Below are 11,997 nucleotides of genomic sequence, written 5' to 3' on the forward strand. Positions count from 1 at the left end.
TGACAGAGTCGAACAGCCTTAGCGCTTCCGCCCTCATCCTGCCTGTGCTGCTTTGCCTCCATGCGCATTTCCCAAAAGCTCGACTACGCGTGCCGCGCGATGGCCCAACTGGCCAAGCGTCACGACGGGCGAACGATTACACGCCTCGACGAGCTGGCGCAACGCGAAGCCGTGTCCGCCAATTTCCTCGTGCAGATCCTCAATGACTTGCGTCGTGCGGGACTCGTAGAAAGCCGACGCGGAAAGAGCGGCGGCTACCTGCTCGCGCGCAAGCCGGACACGATCAACCTCCGCGAAATCGTCGAAGCGGTGGAGCCTTCGCTGCTCTCCTTCTCCACCCACACCGAGGGTGAAAGCGGTGTGGCGGTGCGAAACGCTTGGGAAAGGGTCGCCAAGGAACTGAAGGATCACCTCGAGCGGATCACTCTGGTCCAACTGGCGGACCGCTCCGAAGCGCCGATGTTCTACATCTGAGCCGCCGGCAGTTCCCGGGTGCGGAAGATCAGCTCGTTTTCCACGTCCTCCCCTGCCGAGTCGACCTGATGCCAAGCGAAGCTGCAGCTCAAGCCGGGCCGAATGACGTAGCCGCGCTTTGCCCAGAAGGCGTCGTTCGACCGGTAGCCATCCGGCTTCAGCGGATGATCCTCCGGCCGGACGACCGCGCAGAAGCAGAATTTCGAGAAGCCCAGCCCGATGGCGTGTTGCTCGCGGTGATCGAAGAAGGCATGGCCGATCCCCTTCCCCCGCCATGCCGGATCGAGCACCGACTCGCCGAAGTAGAACCAGCCTGACGGATCGATGCCCGCCTTTTCAAAAGGTTCACGGAAAGAGGCATCCGCGTCCGACATCGGAAGCCCCGTGGACACCCCGACTATCTGGCCGCCGGCCTCCGCCAGCACGAAGACACTCTGCGGGCACTCCGCGTAACTGCGGAGATAGCCCCGCTCGCTTTCCTCGTCCCCATCGTAGAGGTAGGGGAACTCGCGGAAGACGGAGATGCGCAGTCGAGCGGCATCCGCCAGGTAGGGCAGCACCTCGGCACCGGCGAGTCGGCGAACCACGAATTCCATGCGCCGGATCTGGCAAAAGCCAGCGCGGCGGCCAAGCCTCAATCCACGCGGCGCTCGACCGGAGTGAGCGAGAGCGTCAGCTCCTCGTTCCCGCGCTTCAGCCTCACCGGCGTGGCAACGCCCGGGCGCAGGAAAAAGAAGGCATTCACCGCATCGGCATACTCGGTCAGGGAGCGTGGGCCCACCTGGAGCAGGACGTCGCCGGTCTTCACCCCGGCGAGTGCGGAGGGAGATCCTTCCTGCACGCGGGTCACCTGCGGCGACTTTGCATCCGGGCGCAGGTAGAGCCCGATCCAGCCACGGCTGACATGTCCGCCGCGCTGCACGTCTTCCAGCACGCGCCTCACCACTTCGACCGGGATGGCGTAGCCACTCTTGGCCCCGATCGGCTGGTGAGCCACCGCGACCACATTCCCCGCGGCATTCATCAGCGGCGTGCCGGGCAGCGGAACCTTGGCGGGATAGTCGATCTTCAGGAGCGAAAGCGGGAGGATCTTCCCCTCCACCTGCTTCACCCAGCCGGAGCTCTTTCCCTCGATACCGTCCGCCGACTTCACCGGCGAGCCGGGAGGAAGAATGCTCTCCGACATCATCGGGATGGCGCGACCGGGTGGCCCGCTCAAACGGAAAACGACCAGACGGGATACCGGATCGAGGATTACCTCCGCGGGCAAGAGACGCTCGTCGGAAATCAACTTCCCCGCTTCCGTCTTCGCGCCGGAAAGCGCCACCGTGATCACATGGCGCCCATCGCCCACGACAAAGGCCGACGATTTCGAATCGCCATCACCCGAGGGGAAGACGGCAGACCATGCCACCTCGGCCGAAGCAGGTGAAACGCCGAAACACCAAGCGACGCCGAGTGCCGGAAGGCACCGAGAAGAGAAAAGAGGCATCCGGAAAGATGGCCGTCAGAACTCCTGCTCACCGGTGCTGCCCTGCGTCGAAGGACGCAAGTCCAAGGCGTCCAATTGCTCGAAAGCGGCCGGTGGAACGGACTTCATCTCGTGGCTGACCGGAGTCGGCGCGGGCGAGGAGACTTCCTCAGCACCACGAGGAGCAGTCATCATGACGGCGACGACAGTCGCATACGCCAAGCCACCGCCGTAAGCCCACTTGGAAGCTCCGAGATCGGAGAACCATGCGGACGCCTTGCGCCACCAACCCGCCAAACCTTGCTGGCGGGCTTCTTCCTCCCGCAGCCGCTGGTGAAACTCGCGCACGAATCCGTCGAAATACCCATCCTCAGGGCGCTCATGGCGCTTGAGGGCAAGCAGGTTTCCGATTTCTTCAACTGTCGGCTTCACGGCGTTTGATGGTTAATGTATCTAAAATTTCCAACTCACCCGCAAGGAAATTTTTGCAAATTCCTCACTCCCAGTAATCTTGCAGCTTCGACTGCAAGTGAAGATGAGCATAGTGCAGCCGGGACCGGACCGTTCCTTCGGAGACCTTCAGGATGCGCGCGATCTCGGCATGCGGTATGCCTTGGATGTCGAACATGGTGACCACTGTTCTATGCGCTTCTGACAGGCTAAGCATCGCTTCGTTCAATCTTTTTTGAAGCTCGTGGAGCTTGCTCTGCTTCTCCGGGTTCGCGAGGTGGCTGGCATCGACCAGCGCGGGGTCGTCCTGGAAGGACGCGTCGAGTTCATTGAGGCTCAGGCCACCGCGGCGCTTGCGCTTCTTGAGGAAGTTCAGCGTCATGTTCACCGCGATCTGATAGATCCAGGTGTAGAAGCTGGATTGGCCGCGGAACCGGGGCAGCGAGTGGTAGGCCTTCGCGAAGATGTCCTGAAGGAGGTCGTGGGTGTCCTCCTTGTGAGAGGTCATGTTGTAAACAAGCCCGTACAGCTTTTCGCCATACTTGTGAATCAGGGCGTCAAACGCGCGCGTGTCGCCATTCCTGGCGCGCGCAACGAGATCGACGTCCGGATCCGGCTGGAGGGAGTCATCCGGCATCTTCGGGTGTCTGGGGGGGGAGAGTGGGGTGAGCGGCGGGAGCCTACACTTCGCCGGGACCGTGTAAAGCAAGCACCACGGCGGATCGCGACAACGGCGCAGAGGCATGCCGGGGCAACTTGCCCGGCCCCCGGGGCTAGACGCGGGCGGCTCGGCCACGTATCGACAGGCCCATGATCCGCTGGTTCGCCCGAAACGACCTCGCCGCCAATCTGGTGATGATCGCGATTCTCGTGATCGGCACCTGGGTCGGCTTCAAAAAGGTGCCGCTGGAGGTGCAGCCCACCCTGCGCTTCGACGAGGTACGCGTGAACGTGGAATATCGCGGCGGCAGCCCGGACGACGTCGAGCGGAACGTGATCATCCCCATCGAGCGCGCGCTGGAAGGCCTCTCCGGCATCGACGAGCTCCAGTCGCGCGCTTCCTCCGGCAGCGGCGAAGTGCGCCTGCGCCTCGAAAAGGGCACCGACACCGACAAGATGCGCGACGAGGTGGAGACCCGCGTCGCCGCCATCAGCAGCTTCCCGCAGGAAATCGAGCCGCCACGCATCCAGATCCCGGACACCGGCAAGTGGTTCGACGTCATCAAGGTGGCCATCACCGGCGACATGGACCAGGAGGACCTCGTCCGCGCCACCCGCCGCGTGCGGGACGACCTCGTGGAGCTGCCCGGCATTTCCCAGGTCGCCACCCTCGGCGAGACCCGCCCGGAAATCTCGATCGAGGCGGACCTTGGCCGCCTGCGCGACTTCGGCCTCAGCTTCTCCGACGTCACCGAGGCGGTGCAGCGCTCCTCGGTGGACCTGCCCGCCGGCCAGATCCAGACCGACGAAGGGAACCTGACCATCCGTTCGAAGGGCCAGGCATTCGAAAAGGAACAGTTCGAGAGCATCGTCCTGCGGAATTCATCGGGAGCCGAGGTCCGCCTGCGTGACGTCGCCCGGGTCAGCGACGGCTTCGAGGAGAACCGCAAGCTGCTCCGCTTCAACGGCCGCCCTGCCCTGCTGGTGGAAGCGCTGCGGCTGAACCAGGAAAACGCCCTCGATATCGCCACAAAGGTGAAAGACTACGTGGCTAACCAGCGCCAGCGCTTCCCCGAAGGCATCGAGCTCTTCGTCTGGGACGACAGCTCCGTGGAGCTGGAGGGCAGCCTCGGAAATCTCACGAACAACCTCATTCAGGGCGGCTTCCTCGTCATCCTTGTGCTGGGGATGTTCCTCCGGCCCTCGATCGCCTTCTGGGTGGCGGCCGGCATTCCCATCTCCTTCGCCGGCGGACTCATCCTGATGCCGTGGCTTGGCCTGAGCCTGAACACGATGACGCTCTTCGGCTTCATCATCGCGATGGGCATCAATGTGGACGACGCCATCATCACGTCGGAAAACGTCTATTCAAAGCTGAAGGAGGGCATGGATCCGCTGGAGGCCACCGTGACCGGCACGCAGGAGATCGCCCTGCCCGTCACCTTCGGAGCGCTCACCACCATCGCGGCCTTCATGCCGCTGATGTTCATCGACGGCTTCTACGGGAATTTCTCGCGGATGGTCCCGCCCATCGTCGCCTCGGTGCTGCTCTTCTCCCTCATCGAGTCCAAGATCGTGCTGCCGAGCCACCTGAAGAACATCAAGACCGGCCGCACGAAGTTCAATGTCTTCAGCCGCGCGCAGAAGGGCATCGCGGATGGACTGGAAGTCGCGATCGAGCGCTACTTCCGCCCGGCGCTGATCTACGTCACCCGCCACCGCTACGTGACCATGGCGGTCTTCTTCGCCATCGCGCTGTGCTCCATCGGCGTGATCTCCAGCGGACGCCTCGGCTTCCAGAACATGCCGGCGCTGGATAAGAACCGCATCATCGGCCAGGTGACGATGCCGCGCGACACGCCGCTGGCCATCACCGACGAGCGCGTGCTCTACATGGCCGAGAAGGCGGAGCAGCTCAAAAAGGAATTCGTCGATCCCGCCACCGGCCAATCCCTCATCACCGACGTGCTCACCGCCAGCGGCGGCTGGGCCGGTTGGCCGGGCTACGATGCGCGGCAGGGCTTCGTCACCCTCGCCGTGGTGGACCCCAGCCTGCGCAGCGAGCCGGGTCCGAAGAACAGCGAGATCGCGAAACGCTGGACGGAGCTTGTGGGCGAATTCCCCGACGCGCAGTCCGTCTGGATCGCGGGCGACCGCGGCGATGGCTTCCGCGGCGGCGGCGACGACCTGGAGTCGCTGGAGGTGGAACTGCGCGGCCCGGCCTCCGAGCTCCGCGACAATATCTCGGACGAGATCGAGTCCATCCTGGAATCCTACGCAGGCATCCAGGACGCGGCGGCAGATGCAGGCCGCAGCCAGAATGAGCTGCACCTGACCATCCGCCCCGAGGGCATCGCACTAGGCCTCACCCAGGCGGAAGTGGCCCGCCAGGTGCGCTCCGCCTTCTACGGCGAGCAGGCCCAGCGCATCCAGCGCGGGCGGGATGACGTGCGCGTGATGGTCCGCCTGCCGCTCGACCAGCGCCAGTCGCTCCACACTCTGGAGCAGATGACGCTACGCACGCCCGACGGCGGGAATGCCCCCTTCCACAGCGTGGTCGAGGCGCGCTTCGTCCCCGCCCGGTCCGACATCCGCCGCATCAATGGCGCGCAGGTCGTCTCCATCAATGCCAAGCCCGTGGACGACACCGTGGACGTGGTGGGCATCGCCCGCGACCTCGGGCCGCGGCTCGACGCGCTGATCAAGCAGCACCCTGAGCTTTCCTGGAACTACGACGGCTACGTGGCCGAGCACGAGGAAACGAACAAGCGACTCTGGGAAGTGGGCATCGGCCTCTTCATCGCGATCTATGCGCTGCTCGCGGTCCCCTTCCGCTCCCTCAGCCAGCCCTTCCTGGTGATGCTCGCGGTGCCCTTCGGCATCATCGGCGCGCTGGCCGGGCACATGATCCGGGACATCACGCCGTCCTTCCTCTCGATCTTCGGCATGCTCGCTCTGGCGGGCGTGGTCATCAATGACTCGATCGTGATGGTGGATTTCATCAACCAGCGCCGGGCGCAGGGCGGTGACCTTTTCAATGCGGTGATCGATGCCGGCACGCGGCGCTTCCGCGCGATCATGCTGACCTCGCTGACGAGCTTCGCAGGCCTGCTGCCGGTGATCTTCGACACCTCCCAGCAGTCGCAGATGCTGGTGCCCATGGCGGTCTCGCTCGGCTTCGGCCTGCTTTTCTCCGCGACCATCACCCTCTTCCTGGTGCCATCCGCCTTCCTCGTGATGGAGGAAATACTCGGGAAGGCGAAGGCCTTCGGGATCTGGTATGCCGGGCCCTTCAAGCGGGAAAGCCGGGAGGCTGAAGAGGAAGCGGTTGTTCAGAGATATTGATTATTTTTCTGGCCGGAAATGGCCTCTAATAGTAAAAAAATCGCGCTGTCCCGCATCCCGCCCTCAGGCAATGCCACCCGCCACCGAGCACACCCACCACCTCAAGATCCGCAACCACAGCACCCAGCTTGAAATGAACCCCGGCCCTGCGGCCGGAGCCCGGCAGGGGGAAGATGTGGAAGGAAAGCTCCGCGCCGCACAGGTGCAACTGGAGCAGCTCCAGCATCAGCGCGAGAGCCTCGAGCGCGAGCGTCTCGAAGTCGAGACGCTGAATACCCGCAAGCGCGAGTTCATCTCCGCGCAGACGGAACTCACCGAGCGCCTCGCCTCCACCGTGCAACGCATCGAGCGCGAGATCTACGAGCTGAAGGAACACACCGCCGACCTGGACCAGGCCCGCGCATGTTTCGCAGCACACCTCGCAAAGCTGGAAAAGATCAATCCCGATGGCTGGAGCCGCGAGCACCTTGCCGCCGGTCTGGAGCGCGCGATGGCTATCGCCGACCATGCCGACGATGAATTCGCGCAGGCCGCCGAGCACTACTCGCGCACCCGCAGCAGCAATCTTTTCAATGGATCGAAAGCCCGCCGGATGGTCTCCGGAGACTTCGCCCGACAGTTCCGCAACGGTCTGGCGTATAACCTCCCCGTGATCATCCTCGGCAGCATCGCCCTGATCGTGTATCTCGTGAAATGAGCCTCGCCATGCCCCGGACCTCCGAAGACCTGCCTGACCTCAAATCCCTGGAGGATCAGCAGCGTGCCCTGGAGGCCCAGATCCAGAGCATCCGCGCGGAGCCGGAGAAGATCCTGCGCGAGGCTCAGGAACAGGCAGCCACCATCCCGCCGCCGGACGATCTCGCCGATCGCCGCCGGCAGCGGATGTTCGAGGAAACGGTCTCGCGCCGCCAGATCCGCAACGAACGCCGCACCCAGGGCCGCAGCCTGCTGCTCCTGCTGCTGCTGCTCTGTGCCACCGCCGCCCTCGCGGCGTGGGTGGTGAAATTGTTCGTGGCTTGAGACTTTCCGGCCGCATTCCGGCCTTCGCGAACTTCTGCGTCAGTTGCCGATTTTCGTCTCTGGCAAATTTCCAGAACATCGGTTAGAGGGGGAAATGTCCAAACGCCTCCGACGTAGCCTTGCCGCCCTGCCCCTCTTGACCGCCGCCGCTCTCGCCGGTGATCCGGCATCGTCCTTCGCCGTCACGCCACCGGCTCCGACCGGCACCGGCTTCGACCTCTCGAAGCTCTTCAATGCCGCCGACGTGAAATACATCGGCAGCTTCGACATGGACTTCGACAACTCGGTCGGCAACCTGGAGACCCACGCCTTCCAAGCCTCGGCCTTCCTTTCGCAGCCGATCCAGCTCGGCTCCGACTGGCAGTTCCTCCCGCAGTTCTCCTACGAGGCGATGCTGATGAACACGACGGGCCCGGTCCCCTCCCTACTCCTTGGAGACGAGGACCTGCACGAGATCGAGCTGTCGCTCTACTTCCTCCGCCTCAACGACACCTCGCCGTGGGTCTATGGCGCATGGATCAATCCGGCGCTCGCCACCGACTTCCAGGGCATCAGCGGGGATGACTTCTTCCTCGATGCCGCAGGTGGCGTGGGCTACAAGCTGAATGACCGCCTGATGGTCGGCCTCGGTGCCGCGGCGCTCAATATCACGGGCGACACCACGTGGGCCGCGGGCCCGGGCTTCGCATGGCAGCCGAATGACCAGACGATGGTCTCGCTCTTCGGCCCGAATTTCCGCGCCACCCACGACATCACGCCGAAGTGGCGCGTGGGCGTCGAGGTCCGCCCGAACGGCGGCATCTGGAACATCGACACCGCCCTCGGCTCGGCGAACATCGACTACACGAACTTCCGCGCCGGCGTCACCAGCTCGCACAATCTCGCGGGCGACCTGTGGCTGAGCTACGGCGCGGGCATGACCTTCGGCGGTGAAATCAACGTCACCACCACCGATGGCTCGAAGGTCTTCCAGAATCAGCTCGATGACCTCGAAAGCGGTCTCTACGGCTTCGTCGGCCTGGACCTGAAGAGCTGGTAAGCGGAAAAGTGGCTCCGGCATCCTGCCGGAAGCCTCCCCTGCACCGGCTTGCCGCAAGATGCGGCAGCCACAGGCAAGCAGAAGCACTCACGCCGCGAAGGCGCTCACCCGGGCGTCTCGCGGCTCAGCTCTTCTTCGCAGCAAGGATCTCCTTCAACTGCGGCCACTGCTCCCGGCTGACGATGTAGCCGACGCAGCCCTTCCGGCCGCAGAGGCAGGGATGATCCTCGTAGCAGGAGACATCGAAGGCGTAGTCAAAGGTGAGTTCCTCGCCCGCCTTGATGTCGCGCAGGGCGTGGATGAAGATGCGCTTGCCATCGATCCACGCCTCGCAATTCGGCTCGCAGGAGTGATTGATGAGGCGTGCCGTATTCCAAGGCACGTCGCCATCGATGTCGTAGCGCTCGGTGAGCGTGAAGATGTAAACGGCGGCATCGCCGGTGGCCTGCGCCTTCGCGTGCTGGGCCCAGGCGCGGCGCTCGCTCTCCTCCTTGTCGATCAGCTCGCCGACATACTCGATGATCTTTTCTTCCGCGGGGATGGCGCGGGTCGCGTAGACGCCGCGGCCGTGGATGGCGGAGTTTCGCACCTCGCAGAGGTCGCTCAGGCCGCGGGACCAGAGAGCCTTGAGCTTTTTATACAAGGCGGCTTCCTCCTGGAGCTTCTTCGGTTTTTTGGCCATGTGCGGTCCTCACTTCCCTTGGACTTGCTTCCTCGCGATCGGCGGCAGTTCCATGTTCTGCGGCAGCGTGATGAAGAGTCGCTGGAGATCAGCAACGGTCAGGCCAACGCCATCGATAAACGTCCAGTCGTTCTTCTCCTTGTCCGACACGGCCACCTGGAAGCCGGTGCTGCGGATGACCACGAACTTCGGCGTCACGCCTTTCTGGGCAGGCTGGGCGATGCGGTACTCGGTGACGGTGGGAATGAGGACGATCCACTTCTTGTGGATGAGCTTTTCGACCTTCTTGCCATTCTCCTCGACCACTTCCTTGCCCGGCAGGACCTCGTAGGAGGTCGGCACTCCCTGCGGCTGGAAGGAGATCAACTGGACGCCCTGCTGCGCCATCTGTGCCGGGATCTTGGCGAGCTGCTGCTGCAGCTTCTCCATGCCACCGGCGCGCTTGGCGGCGCGCTCCTTCCACTCCGGGTACATGCGGTCGATGGCCACCTCGTGCTTGCCGAGCACGACTTGCTCGCCGAGCGCCTTCACGGCCGCCACGGCGGAATTCGTCACTTCGACCGGTGCAGCGGCCTGGGCCTGACCACGCGTCACGGGGAGCAGGCACAGCAAGGCGGAGAGAAAAAGGAAACGCATCGCGACGCATGGATGCCCCGCCATTCTTCCGGCGTCAAGCGCGCCAGAATCCCGCCCGCCGTTGGTTTTTCGCGGAATTTTAAAAACCTTCGGCCCGATTCCGGAATCCGCTTTGCTTCGACCCGGCGCTTTGCCAACCTCCGCGCCCCATGTCGAAACCGGCTCTCGGAAAAGGCCTCGGTGCCCTGATTCGCAAACAACCCGGCGCTCCCTCCCAGGACGCCGCTCCCGGAGCCGATGGTCTCGGCCGCGCCAAGGAGGTGCCGATCGACAAGGTCGTCCCCAGTCCGCTGCAGCCGCGCACGACATTCATCGAGACGCCGCTGGACGAGCTGGTCGAGTCGATCCGCCAGCACGGCATCATCCAGCCGCTCATCGTCCGCCCGGTGAATGGCACCTACGAGCTCATCGCGGGCGAGCGCCGCTGGCGTGCCTCGAAGAAGCTCGGCCTGACCACCGTGCCGGTCATCGAGCGCGAGGCATCCGACCGCGACGTGCTGGAGATGGCCCTCATCGAGAACCTCCAGCGCGAGGATCTCAATGCCATCGAAGAAGCAGCCGGCTACGTGCGCCTCGCGAAGGAATTCTCCATGAAGCAGGAAGAGATCGCCGTGCGCGTCGGCAAGTCCCGCGCGAGCGTGGCGAATGCGATGCGCCTGCTCGACCTGCACCCGGACGTGCAGCTCCTGGTAGGCCAGGGCCGCCTCAGCGTGGGCCACGGCAAGGCGATCCTCTCCATCAAGGACAAGGACGCCCAGCTCCTCGCCTCCGACCAGATTCTCAAGAAGGGCCTGAATGTCCGGGCTGCTGAAAAGCTCGCACAGACCTTTGACCCCGCCGCCGTGAGCGATGACGGCAAGGCGAAGGGAGCGGCCTCCACCCCGGCTGCACCGGACGCCCATTTCCGCGCGCTCCAGAACAAGCTGCGTGACCGTTTCGCCACCCACGTGGCCATCCACCACGGCGCGAAGAAGGGCAAGATCGAACTGGAATACTACGGGGACGACGATCTCCAGCGCTTGCTCGACCTGCTGGGCATCGACGATCTCTGATCCTCGCCACGGCGGTCTCGTGCAGCGGAGCTTGCGGCAGGATGCCGCAGCTACTTTCATCACGTCGTGAAACGCTTCCCGCTGATTCTCCTGCTGCTCATCCTCGCCGGGGCGGCCACGATGTATCTCTGTGGCAAGCCGAAGCCACCGGCGGAGCCGACACGCCTGACCTACCAGGCCATCCCGGACAAATTTGCAGCGGAGTTTTCCGGTGAGAATGCCTTCAAGCACGTGAAGGCGATCGTCGATCTCGGCCCGCGTCCGCCCGCCAGCGAGGGCTACGAGAAGACGCTGCAGTATCTCGAAAAGGATTTCGCGGCGAACGGCTGGACCACCGTGCGGCAGAAATTCACGCGCAGCACGCCGAAGGGCCCGATCGACTTCACGAACCTGCTCGCACGTCACAAGTCGGGCGAGGCGGACTGGGCGAAATCGACGCCGGTCATCATCGGTGGCCACCTCGACAGCAAGAAGATGGACTTCGAATTCGTCGGCGCGAACGATGGCGGCTCCTCGACCGGCGTGATCCTGGAAATGGCACGCGTGCTTTCCGCGGATCCCGCTTCGGCAGCGAAGGTGGAATTCGTTCTCTTCGACGGTGAAGAGGCACTGCTCCACACCATCACCCCGACTGACGGGCTCTACGGCAGCAAGCACTACGCGCGCGAGATGACGAAGCGCCACAACTGGCCGGCATTCGGCATCGTGCTCGATCTCGTGGGCGATGACGACCGCGAGTTCCTCTACAATCCGGAGACCCCGGCGAGCTTCGCCGTGGCCGTGGAAGCCGCAGCCCGCGAATCCGGCATGACCAAGCTCCGCCGCTCGCCATCCGCCATCCTCGACGATCACGTCCCGCTCCAGGAAGCAGGCCTCCCCTGCCTTCACATCATCGGCGACTTCATGAACATGCCCTACTGGCACGAGCCCGGCGACACGATGGAAGTCATCGACGCGGATGCACTGAAGAAGACGGGAAGAACGACGCTGAGGTTCCTCGCGGCGGTGGCCCAGTGATGGGTGGTTGTTTCCTTTCGTAGCTGAACGACTGCGTCGTTCAGGCTGGGGGCGGCACGAAGATTGTCCCCGGGCACGATTCGCCCTCGGGCGCAGGGCGTGCAGGCGACTCGCAAGCGGCGACTTGCCGCGACGCGCGAGAAGCCGGAGC

General features: G+C 64.0%; 13 protein-coding genes. 7 read left to right on the top strand and 6 right to left on the bottom strand.

All coding sequences use genetic code 11. The annotated features are described in order from the left end of the window. Positions 1–60 precede the first annotated feature (60 nt). The gene (locus tag OKA04_RS07015) at positions 61–474 is read left to right on the top strand and encodes an RrF2 family transcriptional regulator (protein WP_264500434.1); all 414 of its coding nucleotides are present in this window, start codon (positions 61–63) and stop codon (positions 472–474) included. Here OKA04_RS07015 and OKA04_RS07020 read toward each other — a convergent pair. The 4 genes from OKA04_RS07020 to OKA04_RS07035 form a co-directional block, all read right to left on the bottom strand. After that, on the bottom strand, positions 465–1,070 hold the full coding sequence (locus OKA04_RS07020; protein ID WP_264500435.1) for a GNAT family N-acetyltransferase: 606 nt from the start codon (positions 1,068–1,070) through the stop codon (positions 465–467). The genes OKA04_RS07015 and OKA04_RS07020 overlap by 10 nt on opposite strands. A 38-nt stretch (positions 1,071–1,108) precedes the next feature. Further along, the gene (locus tag OKA04_RS07025) at positions 1,109–1,888 is read right to left on the bottom strand and encodes a S1C family serine protease (RefSeq protein ID WP_264500436.1); all 780 of its coding nucleotides are present in this window, start codon (positions 1,886–1,888) and stop codon (positions 1,109–1,111) included. Positions 1,889–1,981: 93 nt separating this feature from the next. Then, complete coding sequence (locus tag OKA04_RS07030) at positions 1,982–2,377, bottom strand: hypothetical protein (RefSeq protein ID WP_264500437.1); 396 nt, start codon at positions 2,375–2,377, stop codon at positions 1,982–1,984. Between the two features lie 64 nt (positions 2,378–2,441). Continuing rightward, positions 2,442–3,032 carry a sigma-70 family RNA polymerase sigma factor gene (locus tag OKA04_RS07035; RefSeq protein WP_264500438.1) on the bottom strand — a complete coding sequence of 197 codons (591 nt, stop codon included), beginning with the start codon at positions 3,030–3,032 and terminating at the stop codon, positions 2,442–2,444. A gap of 173 nt (positions 3,033–3,205) precedes the next feature. Between OKA04_RS07035 and OKA04_RS07040 the strand changes: the two genes are divergently transcribed. From OKA04_RS07040 to OKA04_RS07055, 4 genes are all read left to right on the top strand, one after another. Next, positions 3,206–6,400 carry an efflux RND transporter permease subunit gene (locus tag OKA04_RS07040; protein WP_264500439.1) on the top strand — a complete coding sequence of 1,065 codons (3,195 nt, stop codon included), beginning with the start codon at positions 3,206–3,208 and terminating at the stop codon, positions 6,398–6,400. Positions 6,401–6,470: 70 nt separating this feature from the next. After that, positions 6,471–7,097: an ELKS/Rab6-interacting/CAST family protein gene (locus tag OKA04_RS07045; RefSeq protein WP_264500440.1), complete on the top strand. Its 627-nt coding sequence runs from the start codon at positions 6,471–6,473 to the stop codon at positions 7,095–7,097. 8 nt (positions 7,098–7,105) lie between these two features. Continuing rightward, complete coding sequence (locus OKA04_RS07050) at positions 7,106–7,420, top strand: DUF3379 domain-containing protein (RefSeq protein WP_264500441.1); 315 nt, start codon at positions 7,106–7,108, stop codon at positions 7,418–7,420. A 94-nt stretch (positions 7,421–7,514) separates the two neighbouring features. Then, complete coding sequence (locus tag OKA04_RS07055; protein ID WP_264500442.1) at positions 7,515–8,459, top strand: DUF6268 family outer membrane beta-barrel protein; 945 nt, start codon at positions 7,515–7,517, stop codon at positions 8,457–8,459. 124 nt (positions 8,460–8,583) lie between these two features. On the opposite strand, the gene OKA04_RS07060 is transcribed toward OKA04_RS07055, so the two are convergent. Then, positions 8,584–9,141 carry an SET domain-containing protein gene (locus tag OKA04_RS07060; RefSeq protein ID WP_264500443.1) on the bottom strand — a complete coding sequence of 186 codons (558 nt, stop codon included), beginning with the start codon at positions 9,139–9,141 and terminating at the stop codon, positions 8,584–8,586. 9 nt (positions 9,142–9,150) lie between these two features. After that, complete coding sequence (locus OKA04_RS07065; RefSeq protein ID WP_264500444.1) at positions 9,151–9,777, bottom strand: hypothetical protein; 627 nt, start codon at positions 9,775–9,777, stop codon at positions 9,151–9,153. Between the two features lie 149 nt (positions 9,778–9,926). Here OKA04_RS07065 and OKA04_RS07070 point away from each other — a divergent pair, with 149 nt between their 5' ends. Both OKA04_RS07070 and OKA04_RS07075 read left to right on the top strand, forming a co-directional pair. After that, entirely contained in the window at positions 9,927–10,829 is a 903-nt protein-coding gene (locus OKA04_RS07070; RefSeq protein WP_264500445.1) for a ParB/RepB/Spo0J family partition protein, read from the top strand. A gap of 66 nt (positions 10,830–10,895) precedes the next feature. Further along, positions 10,896–11,846 (top strand): M28 family metallopeptidase, encoded by a 951-nt coding sequence (locus OKA04_RS07075; RefSeq protein ID WP_264500446.1) that lies wholly within the window; start codon positions 10,896–10,898, stop codon positions 11,844–11,846. Positions 11,847–11,997 lie beyond the last annotated feature (151 nt).

The organism is Luteolibacter flavescens (assembly GCF_025950085.1).
GTDB lineage: Bacteria > Verrucomicrobiota > Verrucomicrobiia > Verrucomicrobiales > Akkermansiaceae > Haloferula > Haloferula flavescens.